This is a genomic window from Cupriavidus necator, from assembly GCF_016127575.1.
GTDB lineage: Bacteria > Pseudomonadota > Gammaproteobacteria > Burkholderiales > Burkholderiaceae > Cupriavidus > Cupriavidus necator_D.
This window is the reverse complement of record NZ_CP066018.1, coordinates 2,443,884-2,458,752: the sequence shown is the minus strand read 5'-3', so window position 1 is coordinate 2,458,752 and position 14,869 is coordinate 2,443,884. Positions and strand designations below refer to the sequence as shown.

The following is a 14,869-nucleotide window of genomic DNA, read 5'->3' as shown; positions in this document are numbered from 1 at the left end:
AGCACGCCGCAAAGCAAGACGGGCCGCAACTGCGGCCCGTTTGCGTGAACGGCGTCGCACTACTTCGCCCGCGTACGCGACTCCACCTTCAGCAGCTGCCAGCGGATCGACGACGCATCCGCCGGCGGGTTCGGCACCTGGTACTCGCGCACTCGCAGCGTGTAGGCCACGCCCGGCTCAAAATCCAGCCCCTCGATCGGGCCATACCAGAGCTGCCACGGCGCCTCCGGCGATTCGCGCCAGCGGTAGCACGTCATCTTGCCCACGCCCGAGCACTCCACGCGCTGCGAATCGATATAGACCACCTTCTCCACGCCGCCGGCCTCCACGCTCGCACCGCGCCTGCCCACGCCTTCGCGCTCGACAAACTGCAGCAGGTCGCCGCCGGCGGTCTTCCAGATGATCTGCCGGCCCGTGCTGCCCGCCGACGGCTGCGTGCCGACCGTGGCAAACGGCGTCTGCATCGCCTTGAGCAACGCCGATTCCAGTTCCATGCGCGGCGGCGGGCAAGCCATGCGCGTGCCGGCGATGCGGTCGAAGCGGATGCCGGTATCGGTCTTGCCATAGCTGCCGGTAAAGCGGTTGCAGCCACTGGTACCGCTGACCGTGCCCTGCGCGGCATCGATGCCCTCATTGAACTCAAAAATGATGGGCTGGCCGTTGTCGCCGTGCGGGATATCGCGCTGCGCGCCGTCGGGCTGCTGCCAGCGCACCAGTTCCCAGCGGCTGGGGCCGGAGGGTTGGGTCTGGTTGAGGTTGGTGCCGGCGGAGGGGAGATCAGGCGCCGGCGCGGTCGTGCAGGCCCCGAGCATGACTGCCACCAGCAAGGCGGCCGCGCTGCGGGCAGCCAGGGAGAAGGGGAACAGGCTGGTACGGCTGTGCATGAAGGACTCCTGTAACAGGCCGCTCAAGACGGCCGCATGGATGCAATCGACAGATCTGACAAAGGGCATGCCGAAAAGTGCACCCTACTGATACATCAGTTTAGCAAGGCGGTTGCGCCAAAGCGCCGGTGAAGCATCGATTGAATCACATACATTCTGTAACGTCCCAACCGGTTCGGCGGGCTAGGATGCGAAACATCAAGAAATCCCACCCTGACCATCCGATATAATTGCCTCGCCCGGCGCAGCAATGTGACCGACAGGCTCCGCTGCTCAACAGGCGGCAACAAAATAATAAGAAGGATGGATCGGCCCGCATCCCGAGTGCACAACCCTTCCTCCGGAAACCTCTCTCCATGCTCTTGATGACGAGATTGCAGAGATCCCAATCGTATGGGGTCGACAAAGCTCTGTACCTGGCCGCCTGTGCCGTTCTGGCAGCGTTCCCTGCGCTGATGTTTGTCAAGCCGACGGTTAGCAACCTCTGCTACGGACTCCTGCTCGGCTGGAGCGCCATCACTCTCGTTGCCGGCGGGCGCGAGGGCCGGACGGAATGTGGGGGGCTGTTGCGCAGGTACTGGTTCTTCATGCTGGCCATGGCGGCGTTGCCGCTGGCAGTGCTGTTGCAGCAACTGCTGTCGGGGGCGGAGGAGCCGCATGTTTCTTACCTTTACCTGCGCTTTGCTTTGTTCATTCCGTTGGTTTTTGGGATGGTACGGCTTGGCAGGGGTGGGATGCGGAGCGTGCAGTGGGGTTTCGTGGTCTGTGCACTCCTTTCCGCGGCTTGGATCCACGAGGCGACAGCTGCCGGTCGCCCAGTTCACGTAGGGTCCTCGAATATCATTCCCCTTAGCAATCTTTCCATGCTGATGGGAATACTCGCCCTGATTTCAATTGGATGGGATCGTCCCAGGGACTACCTGCAATCGGGCCTGAAGCTGCTGGCAGGCTTTGCCGGCCTGTACGCCTCATACATGAGCGGCACGCGTGGCGGCTGGCTCGCCATCCCCGTGCTGGCATTTATTGCGCTAGCTGCATCACACAGGCTGACGCGGATGCACAAGGCGGCGGCCATGGTTGGGCTGGCTGGCCTCATGGGCCTCGCGTGGCTCGGCAGCGCCCGCGTGCAGCAGCGCACGGCAGACGTTGTATCCGAAGTGTCTCAATTCGCTCAGCATGTAACCCCGGACACCCCAACCGGGATACGGCTACAGCTCTGGCGAGCCTCACTGGAACTGATACAGGCTCACCCCTGGACCGGCGTGGGGCCAGAGAACTTCGAGCGGACCTTGCAAACGCTTGAGGCGCAGCATGTGATCACCCCGCTGGCTGCCACCATGCCGCATTCACACAACGAACTCCTGCATGCTACGGCCACACTCGGCATCCCGGGACTACTGGCAATCCTTGCCCTGTATCTGGTACCGGCCGCCTTCTTCCTGCGCCACCTTGGCAATGCAGACCGGGGCACGCAGGTTGCCAGCGCCATGGGCCTGGCCCTGTGCTGCGGCTTCATGGTGTTCGGCCTGACCGAGGTCATGTTCGCCACGACCCTGGTCAATGCCTTCTACAGCCTGATCATGGCCGTTTGCTTTGCCTATGTGGTTGCGCGCAAGGACGCATTGCCTGCGCGGGCGGCCAGTTGAGCCAGGACTCACGACGCCACATCTGCTTCCTGACCGGTACCTTGAACGCGATGGCCGGCGCGGAGCGGATGACCGCAACGATCGCCAATGCGCTGGCCGATCTTGGCCATCGTGTCACGATCCTGAGCCTCTGGGATGCTGCCAGCCGGTTCCCTCTGCATCCACGCGTGCACCATGAAGCGCTGTTCGCGCAACGGCCCTCCTTCAAACGCGCCTATTTCGCCACGGTCGCCGGCATCCGCAGGCACTGCACCGCGCATCGCATCGATGTGCTGGTACAGGTCGACACCATGCTTGAACTCTTCGTGCTGCCTGCCACCCTCGGCCTGGGCCTGCACCATATCGCGTGGGAGCATTGCCATTTCGACGAGGATCTCGGCAAGCCGGCACGCAAGGTGGCACGTCGGCTGGCCGCGCAGTTCTGCCGGCAGGTGGTCGTGCTGACAGAACGGGACCGCCGCCGCTGGCGTGAGGCACTGCGGCCGCGCAGCGAGGTCGTCTGCCTGCCGAATCCGCTGCCATTTCCGATCCCGGCCGAACCCGCGCCACGCATGCAGAAGACCGTGCTGGCCATGGGCCGGCTGGTTCCGGCGAAAGGCTTCGATGTCTTGCTGCGCGCCTGGCAGAAGGTGGCGCAAGCGGAACCGGAATGGCAACTGGTCATCCACGGCGAAGGCGAAGAGCGCCCTGCCCTCACTGCACTGATCGGCCAGCTGCAACTGCAAGACCGGGCCAGCCTGCCGGGTATCTGCCAGGATCCGGCGCAGGCCTACGGGCATGCATCGATCTTCTGCCTGAGTTCGCGCTATGAGGGATTCGGGCTGGTGCTGATCGAAGCGATGGCCTTTGGCCTGCCGATCATATCGACCGATTGCGAGACCGGACCCCGCGAACTGCTTACCCCGGGGCAGGATGCTCTGGTGGTTGCCGCGGATGATGCCGATGCGCTGGCCAAGGCGCTGCTGACAGTGATCCGCCAGCCGGAACTGGCGAGCCGCCTTGGCGCCGGCGGCCGCGACAAGGCAAGCCAATTCACGCTGGAGCGGCTTGCGCTGCAGTGGGATGCCCTGGTCAAGGCACCAGGGTAGGCACCGGATCAGCCTTCCAGCGCCGGGGCCAGCGCAGCGAGGGTGCGCACGGTGGCGCCCCGATGCAGGCCTGCAAAGGTCTGCGCATGCGCGCGCATATCCGCCAGCCGGGCTGGATCGGCCAGCACGCTTGCCGCGATGCGCATCAGCGCATCGGCATTGTCGACGCGCAGGCAAGCGCCCGCGGCAATCGCGTCTTCCGTCGCCTGCGCAAAGTTGAAGGTATGCGGACCGACCAGCACCGGCGTGCCGACCGCGCAGGCTTCGATCAGGTTCTGCCCCCCGAGCGGCAACAGGCTGCCACCGATAAAGGCAAGATCCGACGCAGCAAAGTACATCGCCATCTCGCCCATCGAATCGCCCAGCACGATATCGGCAGTCAGCGGCGACTGGATGCCGTCAAGATCCAGTGCACTCCGGCGCTCGACCGAGAACCCCGCACGCGCCGCCATCGCGGCGACTTCATCGAAGCGCTGCGGGTGACGGGGGATCAGCAGCAGAGCGGGACGCGGGACATCGCCCGCCAGTGATTGCCAACGGGAGAACGCGTCGAGCAACATCGGCTCCTCTCCCTCGCGCGTGCTGGCGGCTGCCAGCACCGCACGCGTGCCAATGACCTTGCGCAACTGCTCGCCCAGCGCAACGCCTGCCGGCGCCGGCTGCATATCGAACTTCAGGTTGCCGGTGATCTGCACCGCCGGCACGCCCAACGCCTGAAAGCGCTCGGCATCACCCGCCGTCTGCGCCAGCACGCCCGCAAAATCCGCATACATGACCGCCGCAGCGCGCCCAAACCGCGCCGTGCGCCGGAAGCTGCGCGGCGACAGGCGCGCATTGACCAGGAACAGCGGCACTCCGGCCTTGCGCGCGCCGCGCACCAGGTTGGGCCACACCTCCGTCTCCATCAGCATGCCCGCCTGCGGCCGGAAATACCGCATGAAACACCCCACCAGCCATGGCAGGTCATACGGCAGGTAGCATTGCAGGATGCGCGGCTCCTTGCCGAACAGCTGCGCACCGGTCTGGCGGCCGGTCGGCGTCATGTGCGTCAGCAGCAGGCGGTGGTGCGGATAGGCGCCGAGCAGCGCCTCGATCAGCGGCTGCGCGGCGCGGGTCTCGCCCACCGACACGGCGTGGACCCATAGCCACGGACCTTTCCGGGGCAGGCTGCCGTATATACCCAGGCGTTCGCCGACATGCTGCAAGTAGCCCGGCTCCTTGCGCGCACGCCAGGCCAGGCGCAGCAGCGCCAGCGGCAGCACCACCACCCATAACATGCTATAGAGCAAACGCAGCATCAGGCAGCCACTCCGCGCACGCGGCAAGCCGCGTCGTAGACCTCATCGACAGACGGCACCACGCCGTCGTCACCGACATTGGCGATGCGCCCGGACCAGTAGCCCTCAGTCTTCCAGCGCCACGTGGCCGTATAGATCTCCACCGTCGGCCGGCACAACGCCGCGGCAATATGGACCAGGCCCGTATCGACCCCGATCACCACCTCGGCCCCGTTGATCAGCCCGAAACCCTGCATCACCGAGAATCGCGGCAACACCCTCGCCTGCGGCACACCAGCAGCGATCTCTTCGGCAGCCTGGCGTTCCTTGTCATTGCCCCACGGCAGCAACATCACCAGACCCTCATCCGCCAGCCGCCTGCCCAGCGCATGCCAGTTCTGCACCGCCCATTTCTTGCGCGCGCCAGCGGTCGCATGGAAGCACACGGCATAGCGCGCAGGCAGATCGCCCCACAGCGGATCGTCCACATGCAGCGACTGCGCGGCAGGCCCGAAAAACTGCGGCGGCTCCGCCGGCACAAGCCCGGTCAGCGCAGCGCCCAGCAAGCGCGAGCGCCGCACCGAATGCGTCTGGCGTGGCACGCGCACCGGATCGGTGTATAGCAGCCGCGCCGCCGGCTCATAGCCGGAGCCCTGCGTGGCATTGCCCAGCCCGATAATCGGCGCGCCGGGCGCCCGCGCGGCCACGCGCGCGACCACCGCGGTCTTGAGCAAACCCTGGCTTTCGATCACCGCGTCATAGCGCTCCTGGCGCAACAAGTCACGCACCTCGCCCACCTCGCGCCAGGTGCCGCCCTGCAGGATGCGCTTGCGCCAGCGCCGCAGCGCAAACGGAATTACCCGGCGCACCTCCGGCAACAGCCGGACAAGCTCGACATAGCCCTCTTCCACCACCCAGTCGATCTCGGCACCCGGCCAGCGCGCGCGCAGATCGTGCACCAGCGGCATGTTGTGCACCACGTCACCGAGCGACGACACCTTGACCAGCAGGATGCGCGGCCGTTCCGGCAGTGTGAAAGGCACCGCGGCCGGCGTGGGCTGCGCCACACCGGCCGCGTCCGACGATGCCGCCGGCACCGTCGCGCGCTCAGAACGGGAGCTGAGCATCCGGCTTCTCTGCCAGGATCACGCGCTTGAACTCCGCCTGGATACGCGCCAGCGCGGCGTCGTTATCCGCCTCGAAACGCATCACCACCACCGGGGTGGTGTTGGACGGGCGTGCCAGGCCGAAGCCATCGGCATACTCCACGCGCACGCCATCGATGGTGATCACCTCACGCGCCCCTTCGAACTTCGCGTTCGCCTTGATCTGGTCCAGCAGCGTGAACGGCTCACCCTCGGCACACTTGAGCTGCAGTTCCGGCGTGTTGTTGGCATTCGGCAGCGCGTTCAGCACCGCGCTCGGATCCGCGTGGCGCGACAGGATCTCCAACAGGCGCGCCCCGGTGTACAGGCCATCGTCAAAGCCATACCAGCGGTCCTTGAAGAACACGTGGCCGCTCATCTCGCCCGCGATCGGCGCGCCCGTTTCCTTCAGCTTGGCCTTGACCAGCGAATGGCCGGTCTTCCACATCAGCGGCTCACCGCCGTGCTCGCGGATCCAGGGGGCCAGTTTGCCGGTGCATTTCACGTCGTAAATAACCTGGGCGCCCGGGTTGCGCGACAGGATCTCTTCAGCGAACAGCATCAGTTGCCTGTCCGGGAAAATCACCTGACCGTCCTTGGTCACCACGCCAAGGCGGTCGCCGTCACCGTCGAAGGCCAGGCCAAGCTCGCAGTCCGTCTCGCGCAGGGCCTTCATCAGATCCTGCAGATTCTCGATATGTGCGGGATCAGGGTGATGGTTCGGGAAGTTGCCGTCCACGTCGCAGAACAGTTCAGTCACCTCACAGCCCAGGCCACGGAACAGGTCACCCACGAAGGCACCGGCCACGCCGTTGCCGGCATCCAGGGCAACCTTCATCGGACGGGCCAGCTTGACGTCGCTGATGATGCGGTCGAGGTACTTTTGGCGCACATCGACTTGCTTGTAGGTGCCGGCACCGCTGCTGAACTGGCCGGCTTCGATCCGCTGGCGCAGCGCCTGGATCTGCTCGCCATAGATCGCCTTGCCGGCCAGCACCATCTTGAAACCGTTGTAGTCCGGCGGGTTGTGGCTGCCGGTGACCATGATGCCGGAGGTCGGGCGGACGCCGTCGATCTCGATGTTGGTGGCGAAGTAGACCATCGGGGTGGCGACCAGGCCGATGTCGATCACGTCCAGGCCGGCGGCGCGCAGGCCTTCTACCAGGCCGGAGATTAGGTCGGGGCCGGAGAGGCGGCCGTCGCGGCCGACTACGACGGTTTTTTCGCCCTCGGCGGCGGCGGCCGTGCCAAAGGACCAGCCTATATCCCGAGCCACTTCGCGCGTCAGGGTCTTGCCTACGATTCCGCGGATGTCATAAGCCTTGAACATGGTGGGGTCGATTGCCATAGTTTTTTCCAAATACGCGACGATCCGCCGCAGTCGCAAGAAGTCAACTCAGCCGCTATTGTGCCGGATTTGAAATCGGGGGCCGGTTTCCTGGGGGGTTTATAATGCGCTCCGCTGGTTTGCTCGTGGCAGTATGCCCGTTGTTGGCACTACCCCGACAGACCGCCCCGGCCTTTGCAGGCCAACGATTCCGGTGCCGACGGCGCCATTGTTCCTGGCCAGCCTGTTCCTGTCCGTATGTCGTACTCCCCAGAGCCAGTTGGTCATACCTTGGCGCCAGCCGAGCATCACAAGATGAAGCTGCCAACGCGTATATCGTCAGAAACCACCCGCCGCCGCAGCATGCTCGCATGGGGTGCCCTGGGCCTCCTGCTGTACGGACTGGCCGCCCTCGGGGGCCATGAAGCCGCCCGCCACGGCTGGGTCACGCAAGTCTTCCTGAATACCATCGGCCTGTCCGTGGTGCCGTATGCCATCGCCTTCATGCTGCTGGATCGCACTATCTATATTCCGCCAGTCGAGGGGAACAGCATAGTGGCGCTTGCGACACTGCTGCCCTTCGCAGTCCTCCTCGCCACCTGTGCGGTTTTCCGCATCGATTATTCACGTGGCGCGATGCTGGTCTGCATGACGATCACAATGGTCTGGCTGTGGAGTGGCTACCTGCGCTTCGTGCGCCGCTACGTACCGAAGTTCGGCTACACCGATCCCCAGGCCCTCGAACACCTAGACGAACTGCTGGCGATGCCTGGCGCAGCGCGCAACTGGCACGCCGAGTTCCACCGCATCACCACGCTGGCGGAAGCCGCCGACTGCGACGGCCTGATGATGGAGCGCAGCGCTGCCGTCGACCCGCATCGCACCCGTACCCTGGCCCGCTACAAGCTTAGCCACGTCCACGTCTATTCGGTCGAACGGATCGCGGAACTGCTGACCGGCCGCCTGGCCCTCACGCACATCGACGAGAACTTCCTGGACGACCACGCACAGAACTTCCTCTATGCGCCGTTCAAGCGGCTGGGCGATATTGCCGCGGTGCTGCTGCTGGCACCTCTGGCCATCCCCATCGGGCTGGCCGTTACCCTGGCCATCCGCATGGAGTCGAGCGGTCCGGCCATCTTCCGCCAGGAACGCGTGGGCCTTTACGGGAAAGTGTTCACGATGCTGAAGTTCCGCAGCATGACCGATGAACCGGATACCGAAGCCCAGTTCGCCGCGCACTCCGATCCCCGCGTTACGCGCGTGGGCAGGATCATCCGCAAATACCGGCTCGACGAGATTCCACAACTGTGGAATGTCCTGGTCGGCCACATGAGCCTGATCGGACCGCGTCCCGAACAGTCCTCGATGGTCGAGTCCTTCTCCGAGACGATCCCGTTCTATCCCTACCGACACCTGGTCCGTCCTGGCCTGTCGGGCTGGGCGCAGGTCCAGCAAGGCTATGCCGCGAGCCACGAGGAAACCGTCACCAAGCTTTGCTATGACCTCTACTACGTCAAGCATTGCTCGATGGCAATGGACCTGCTGATCGCCGGCAAGACCATGCGCACACTGCTGACAGGCTACGGCGCACGCTAATGCACGGTGTGGCCCACACGATCTATCTCCCCGCCTGATGCGCATCCTGCTGCTGACGACAGGACTTCGGCTTGGCGGCGCCGAACGCCAGGTTGCGGACCTCGCACGCCAGTTCGTCGCCTTCGGCCATGAGGTGGCTGTAGTCAGCCTGACCCTGGCGCAAGAGGTGGCGCTGCCCAGGGAAGTGACGCTGCATCGCGTCGACCTGCGCAAAGACCCACTGCGTTTCCTACTCACCTTGCAGGCCGTGCGCAAGTGGGTCGGGCGCTGGCAGCCGGACATCGTCCACGCGCACATGTTCCACGCCAACATCTTCGCGCGGCTGCTGCGGCCGCAGCGGGCCGGTGGCGCGCCCATCCCCGTCCTCTGCACCGCGCACAGCTCGCGCGAGGGGGGCAGGCTGCGCATGCTGGCGTATCGGTTGACGGATGGCTTGTGTGCGGCCACCACCCATGTCAGCGCGGAAGGCAGACAGTACATGCTGGACGTCGGTGCCACGACCGCCGGGCGGATCAGCGTGATGCCCAATGGCATCGATACCGACCGGTTCCGCCGCGACCCGCAGGCGCGTGCGCAGACGCGGCAGGCGCTGGGACTCGGCCCCGATGCAAAGGTCGTGCTCAATGTCGGCCGCCTGGTCCATGAGAAAGACCAGCAGCGCCTGATCGAAGCGTTCCGGCAACTTGCGGGCGATCCGGAAACTGGCGCAAGCATTCGCTTGCTAATTGCCGGCGATGGTCCGCTGAAGGCGACGCTGGTGCGGCACGCCGCGGCGCTCGGGCTCTCGCACGCCGTGCGGCTGCTCGGCCCTTGTGACAACGTCCCCGCGCTGATAAACGCCGCCGACCTGTTCGTGCTGTCTTCCGTTCGCGAAGGCCTGCCCCTCGTGGTGGCCGAGGCGCTGGCCTGCGAAACGCCGGTGGTGGCCACCGACGTGTCAGGCATCCGCGCGCTGCTGGCGGCGTCGGGCAGCATAGTGCCGGCAGCCGACACCGATGCGCTTGCGCGCGGCATGCGTGCGGCCCTGCTGGGCCGGCAGGATGTCGCGGCAGGCCGCGCCCACGCCGTTGCGGCATACAGCCTGGCCAGTGTCGCGCAGCGCTGGATCGACCTGTATCGGGAACTCGTGCAGCGTCGGGGAGCCGCGCTGCCCGCTCCCGGCAAGGCCGACCATGCGTAGGCAGATCGCGCGCAATGTCGTCTGGCTGCTGGGCGAGCGGGCTCTTCAGATCACTGTCAGCATCGCCATCGTGGCGTTGATTGCACGCGGCGTCGGACCGGAGGGCTTTGCGCATTTTCAGTATGCGCAGTCGCTGGTGCTGATTGCGGCGTCGATTGGGTTGATTTGTGGTGCTGAAGTTGTTGTGCCGCGGCTGGTCGCGCATCCGTCACCGGATGCCCAGTCCCATCTGATCGCACATGCCTTCGGCCTGCGTGCGCTTGCCTCCATTGCTGGCTACCTGGCTCTGCTCGTGAGCAGCGTGCTGACCGGGCAAGATGCCACCACCGTGCATATCGCAGCCATTCTGGGTATTTCCATCCTGCTGCGCGAACCGTTCGGTGTCGTGACGGCCTGGATGCAGGCGCACACCGACAACCGCCCTAGCGTAGTCTTCAGCCTGTCCGCGCTGGCGTTCAAGGCTGTCCTGATCGCTGCACTCTATTTTTCCGCCGTGCACGCCGTCCACGAGTACGCCTGGACCTTTGCCTTGGAATCAGGACTGCTGGCAACGATGCTCGCCTGGTACTATGCCCGCCGGCGCCCACGTATCCGAATCTCGCCGGATCGTGGATTGCTTATCCGCCTGGTGCGCGACGGCTCCGTATTCTGGATCAGCATGATCCTTCTGTTCAGCGCGCGGCGGATCGACCAGTTGCTGCTGAAACCACGCGTCCCCTTAGTCGACCTTGGGGCCTATGCGGCGTGCATGCAGGTACTTGACAATTTCTCCCTGCTGGCCACAATCATCGCGAGCGCGGTTGCACCGCTCGCGGTCTATGCGCAGCCGAGCCTGGCCAAGGCGCGTTACAACGTCTTGCGTGTGGCGGGAGGCATGGCGGCGATCGGAATGGCGGGCGGTATTCTCATTGCTATCGGCGCACCGTGGATTGTGCAACTTCTGTATGGTGAGCGTTTTGAGGCAACTGTGAACCTTCTGCAGCAAGGCGCCATTGCCTCTGGACTGATCTTCGCGGATGCGGGCTTGGCTTTGCTTGCCGTCCATCTGCGCAAGCCAGCTTGGCTAGTAGGCAAATCGCTGCTCGTGTTAGTTGCAACAGCCGCTGTCGACCTGTTCACGATCCCCAAGTATGGTGTGCAGGGTGCGGTCTACGGATATATAGCGGCCAATGCACTGGCGGTTGTTGTGAGCTTGGGGTTCGTCGTGCTGGCTCGCGAGTCTGATGCCGCAAAGCAAGCTGCGTGAGCTGGTAATGCTACCGCAACCAGATCGCTCGTAGCAGCCCGGAGCGCCTTCTCCTGGTTGTGCGGTGACACAGTAGCCCATAAGGGGGCCCTTGCAGGGGTTCTGCTAAAATCCACTGTCTTCAGCGCAGATCTTCTGTACAAGGAATCAGGAATGCAAGACGGAGCACAACCGCAACTTTTTGGCCCTGTGTGACCGCCGAATTGGCATGTGACAAGGATGCTGAACAGTATTGACGAACATCCGGCCCACGCGGTATCAAAGCGATTTGAAGAGGTGGCCCATCAGCCCGGCAAGCTGCATCTGGACGGCATCCATATAGCATTCGTCGGCAATTCGAGTTGGTCTATACAGCAGTACCGTGGCGGGGTCGTGCGTGCTTTACTCGCGCACGGAGCGAAGGTCAGTATCATTGCACCTGTGGATCGCAGCTCTGAAGCGTTACAGGCACTTGGCTGCGAATTCCACCCTCTGACACTATCGGCCAGGAGTGCCAATCCGTTAGCTGACTGGAAGTGCTTCAGCCAGTTGACCAGGTTGTATAGGCAGCTTAAACCGGACTGCGCATTTCAGTACACGATCAAGCCGAACATTTATGGCTCGCTGGCCGCAAGGTTATCCGGCGTCCCGTGCATTGCAGTGACGACCGGGCTTGGCTTCGTTTTCATCAACAATAACTTTGTCGCACGAATCGGACGCGCGCTATACCGTCTGGCGCTGCGCTCAGTGCATCAAGTATGGTTTCTCAACGAAGACGACCGTCGCGAATTCGTCAAGCGGAGCTTGGTCAGCGAGCAACGAACCTTTGTGCTTCCCAGCGAAGGGATTGATCTCGAGCACTACACACCAGGCGAGCGGCAGCCACGAGAAAACAACACATTCCGCTTCCTCCTGATTGCGCGAATGCTATGGGACAAAGGGGTCGGCGAATATGTCGAGGCTGCACGCCGCATTCGTGCCGTCTATCCGACAGCCCGGTTTCAGCTTCTCGGGCCTGCCGATGTCGAGAACCCCAGCGCCATTTCAAGGACGCAACTCCTGGCGTGGCAGGATGAAGGGCTCATCGAATATCTTGGTACAGCAACGGATGTCAGAGGGGCCATAGCGCAGGCGGACTGTATTGTTTTGCCCTCATACCGCGAAGGCGTGCCTCGCACACTGCTTGAAGCTGCTTCAATGGAGAAGCCGATTGTGGCCACGGACGTGCCGGGATGCCGGGACGTTGTGCGCGATAGGGTAACAGGAAGACTGTGTCGCCCACGCAGTGCAGAGGATCTCTCGCAAACCATGCTCGAGCTTTGCCAAAGCGAGGAGGAAACGCTGCGGCAAATGGGCAAGGCCGGACGACTGGATGTGGATGCGCGCTTTAGCGAGGGCCGCGTGATAGATATCTATATGAAGGCGATCGCACTGATCAGGCGCCGCAAGTCCGCTTGAGGATGGCGGTCATGGGCTCGCCGTGACACAACCACGGCGAGTCTCCTAGGCCCGAGGTCAAGATCCTATTCGAACGTAACCGATTCAATCAGGAATCCCAGCATGCGTTCGTCTGGATTCATTCCTGCCTGCATCGGCGAAATTGCATCCGGCATTTGCAACCGAATGGTCAGATTTTCATCCGGCCGCGTCTGCGGGAGGGCCACATCGATCGATCCTGGCGCGTTTTCCTGGGCAAAGCTGTACTCGCTGCTGGACGATCCCACCTTGACAATGAGACGTTGCGTACGGTGGCTACCATAAAAGAAAGGCGCCAGACGAATCTTCACCCGGCTCGGCATGTCGTCGCTAACCGAACATGTGATCGCTGCACTTCGACCATCTGTCCAGCGCCCGTGATCCTCCGCCCAGCTGAATCCGGGAATAGCAGACGCATTCATCCAGCCCCTCGAAGTAAAGTCAAGCTTGCCCTTGCAGATTTCCGGCTTTGCCAACGATTCTGCCATGCAGGTGGCGTCAACGAGAGAAACAGCGCCCGATGCGACAGAACGCGCACAATCGGCGCGATAATACGGCGCAAACCCCGTCGAAGTCAGAATAGTGCCGTAGCTTGAGATATTGCCCAGCTTGTTTCCCATCAAAACGTCTATCGCAAATTCTCTATAGGTCTTTGCGACGGCAACCGAAAACATGTAGTTGATAACCGGCGACATGTTTCGCAAGCCAATTACAACATTCTGCTTTGCACTCGACGGGGACAGTCCGACATCACGAAGAACGATCAGCTGGTGCTCGAGGGAGACCACATCCGAAGTATCTAGCCGTTTCGAGGATGGAAGTATCAACAGGATGATGCCGGTGAATGAGGCCAGCACCAGCAAAGATAAACCATGCTCGTTGCCGGACCATCCGCCCTGGTCCTCCGTGGCACGGCCGCGATTGAAGTAAAGGCCAATCAGGATTGCAGCGGAGATAAATAATTGCGTTGACAAACCAAAGGCATACTTCTTAGCCGCATATTCGCTGCCATATCCAAATCGCAAGAGCACAATCTGGCATATGCACAGGCAAGCAATCGACCCGCCGTAAAGTCCGAAGTACTTAAGTGCCACATTGAAGCGCACCGTGTCTTTTCCGGAGCGCCACCATATGATCATTAGCGCCAGGGAAACTACTGCCACCAGCAACGCTAGCGTCACGAGCATCCCTGCACCCGGAATTCGCACCAGATGCAAAGCACCGTTATTCTCAGAAATTTTCCGCATCGCGGAAAATGCTGGATTCAAAAAGGTGGCTGCTATCGCTGAAATGGCGATCAATGCGTACCAAAGATAAGTCCGCACTCGATTCCCGAGTGTGCCGGCCGACCGAGTCCAGGCATTCAGTATGACGATGCCCAGCAGTACCCCGAGCAATTCGAGCGCAGGCAGGAGATGTGTTCCGGTAACGATATAGACGGCCGCCACCAGAAAGATGCCGAAGGCATAACTAATGCGCGAGTGCACCTCCACGAACACTGCGACCGCCAAAATCAGCAGCACCATTCCCTGTGCGACTAGCTGCGAGAAGAAAAAATTATCATCTATCTCCGCACCATGGATTTCGAGCCGAAGCACCACGCGATTCAGGACCAGCAGTGTCGTCAATGCGAGAATGGACACACTGGCAACACGCCGCGGCAGCGTGCTGAGCACAAAGACCACAGAACCCCAGAGCACGACAAGTGCAATCAGGCTAAGCAAATGAATGCCGAGGAACGTTGAATTAAAGATGAGCCCGAGAATCGCCGCCAGGATATGGCTTGTGCGGGGATAGAAATTCATCTCCGCAATCGACGGGTCCCCGGGCGTCAAGGTCCAGTTTTCGGAAATTCTGAATGCGAGTGCATAGTGATGAGCCAAATCGACACTCTGGCTCCACATCGAATCCACATTGAAAACAATGAGGATCGCGGCCACTGCTGCCATCAACCCTATCTGAAATGCCGATAGATTTTTTTGCATTTTCTCAGTTCCAGAAACGTCCCCGTCCAACGATCCC

The 14,869-nt window shown here is 62.5% G+C and carries 11 protein-coding genes; 6 read left to right on the top strand and 5 right to left on the bottom strand.

All coding sequences use genetic code 11. From position 1 onward, the window contains the following. Positions 1–59 precede the first annotated feature (59 nt). A complete protein-coding gene (locus I6H87_RS11445) occupies positions 60–884 on the bottom strand; it encodes an META and DUF4377 domain-containing protein (RefSeq protein WP_010813787.1) in 825 nt (274 codons plus the stop codon). Positions 885–1,240: 356 nt separating this feature from the next. On the opposite strand from I6H87_RS11445, the gene I6H87_RS11440 reads away from it, so the two are divergent. Together I6H87_RS11440 and I6H87_RS11435 are read left to right on the top strand one after the other, a co-directional pair. Then, the gene (locus I6H87_RS11440; protein ID WP_011615878.1) at positions 1,241–2,530 is read left to right on the top strand and encodes an O-antigen ligase family protein; all 1,290 of its coding nucleotides are present in this window, start codon (positions 1,241–1,243) and stop codon (positions 2,528–2,530) included. Then, on the top strand, positions 2,527–3,618 hold the full coding sequence (locus tag I6H87_RS11435; protein ID WP_011615879.1) for a glycosyltransferase family 4 protein: 1,092 nt from the start codon (positions 2,527–2,529) through the stop codon (positions 3,616–3,618). The genes I6H87_RS11440 and I6H87_RS11435 overlap by 4 nt, the downstream gene beginning before the upstream one ends. Before the next feature lie 8 nt (positions 3,619–3,626). Here the strand turns inward: I6H87_RS11435 and waaA are convergent, their stop codons facing one another. From waaA to I6H87_RS11420, 3 genes are read right to left on the bottom strand one after another with little or no spacing between them, the layout of a single operon-like run. Further along, the gene (gene waaA, locus I6H87_RS11430; protein WP_011615880.1) at positions 3,627–4,916 is read right to left on the bottom strand and encodes a lipid IV(A) 3-deoxy-D-manno-octulosonic acid transferase; all 1,290 of its coding nucleotides are present in this window, start codon (positions 4,914–4,916) and stop codon (positions 3,627–3,629) included. Next, the gene (gene waaC, locus I6H87_RS11425; protein ID WP_011615881.1) at positions 4,916–6,022 is read right to left on the bottom strand and encodes a lipopolysaccharide heptosyltransferase I; all 1,107 of its coding nucleotides are present in this window, start codon (positions 6,020–6,022) and stop codon (positions 4,916–4,918) included. The genes waaA and waaC overlap by 1 nt, the downstream gene beginning before the upstream one ends. Beyond that, entirely contained in the window at positions 6,003–7,388 is a 1,386-nt protein-coding gene (locus I6H87_RS11420; RefSeq protein ID WP_011615882.1) for a phosphomannomutase/phosphoglucomutase, read from the bottom strand. The genes waaC and I6H87_RS11420 overlap by 20 nt, the downstream gene beginning before the upstream one ends. Positions 7,389–7,682: 294 nt before the next feature. On the opposite strand from I6H87_RS11420, the gene I6H87_RS11415 reads away from it, so the two are divergent. The 4 genes from I6H87_RS11415 to I6H87_RS11400 all read left to right on the top strand — a co-directional run bounded on the left by I6H87_RS11415 (position 7,683) and on the right by I6H87_RS11400 (position 12,829). After that, the gene (locus I6H87_RS11415) at positions 7,683–8,966 is read left to right on the top strand and encodes an exopolysaccharide biosynthesis polyprenyl glycosylphosphotransferase (protein WP_011615883.1); all 1,284 of its coding nucleotides are present in this window, start codon (positions 7,683–7,685) and stop codon (positions 8,964–8,966) included. Positions 8,967–9,003: 37 nt separating this feature from the next. After that, on the top strand, positions 9,004–10,146 hold the full coding sequence (locus I6H87_RS11410) for a glycosyltransferase (RefSeq protein WP_011615884.1): 1,143 nt from the start codon (positions 9,004–9,006) through the stop codon (positions 10,144–10,146). Then, positions 10,139–11,392 carry an oligosaccharide flippase family protein gene (locus I6H87_RS11405; RefSeq protein ID WP_011615885.1) on the top strand — a complete coding sequence of 418 codons (1,254 nt, stop codon included), beginning with the start codon at positions 10,139–10,141 and terminating at the stop codon, positions 11,390–11,392. The genes I6H87_RS11410 and I6H87_RS11405 overlap by 8 nt, the downstream gene beginning before the upstream one ends. A 219-nt stretch (positions 11,393–11,611) precedes the next feature. Next, the gene (locus tag I6H87_RS11400; RefSeq protein WP_011615886.1) at positions 11,612–12,829 is read left to right on the top strand and encodes a glycosyltransferase family 4 protein; all 1,218 of its coding nucleotides are present in this window, start codon (positions 11,612–11,614) and stop codon (positions 12,827–12,829) included. A 65-nt stretch (positions 12,830–12,894) separates the two neighbouring features. On the opposite strand, the gene I6H87_RS11395 is transcribed toward I6H87_RS11400, so the two are convergent. Next, a complete protein-coding gene (locus tag I6H87_RS11395; protein WP_041687488.1) occupies positions 12,895–14,832 on the bottom strand; it encodes a DUF7024 domain-containing protein in 1,938 nt (645 codons plus the stop codon). Positions 14,833–14,869: the final 37 nt, after the last annotated feature.

Coding starts and splice junctions, on each gene's coding strand:
- I6H87_RS11445 (WP_010813787.1), bottom strand. CDS start 884: ATGCACAGCCGTACCAGCCTGTTCCCCTTCTCCCTGGCTGCCCGCAGC.
- I6H87_RS11440 (WP_011615878.1), top strand. CDS start 1,241: ATGCTCTTGATGACGAGATTGCAGAGATCCCAATCGTATGGGGTCGAC.
- waaA (WP_011615880.1), bottom strand. CDS start 4,916: ATGCTGCGTTTGCTCTATAGCATGTTATGGGTGGTGGTGCTGCCGCTG.
- waaC (WP_011615881.1), bottom strand. CDS start 6,022: ATGCTCAGCTCCCGTTCTGAGCGCGCGACGGTGCCGGCGGCATCGTCG.
- I6H87_RS11420 (WP_011615882.1), bottom strand. CDS start 7,388: ATGGCAATCGACCCCACCATGTTCAAGGCTTATGACATCCGCGGAATC.
- I6H87_RS11415 (WP_011615883.1), top strand. CDS start 7,683: ATGAAGCTGCCAACGCGTATATCGTCAGAAACCACCCGCCGCCGCAGC.
- I6H87_RS11410 (WP_011615884.1), top strand. CDS start 9,004: ATGCGCATCCTGCTGCTGACGACAGGACTTCGGCTTGGCGGCGCCGAA.
- I6H87_RS11405 (WP_011615885.1), top strand. CDS start 10,139: ATGCGTAGGCAGATCGCGCGCAATGTCGTCTGGCTGCTGGGCGAGCGG.
- I6H87_RS11400 (WP_011615886.1), top strand. CDS start 11,612: ATGCTGAACAGTATTGACGAACATCCGGCCCACGCGGTATCAAAGCGA.
- I6H87_RS11395 (WP_041687488.1), bottom strand. CDS start 14,832: ATGCAAAAAAATCTATCGGCATTTCAGATAGGGTTGATGGCAGCAGTG.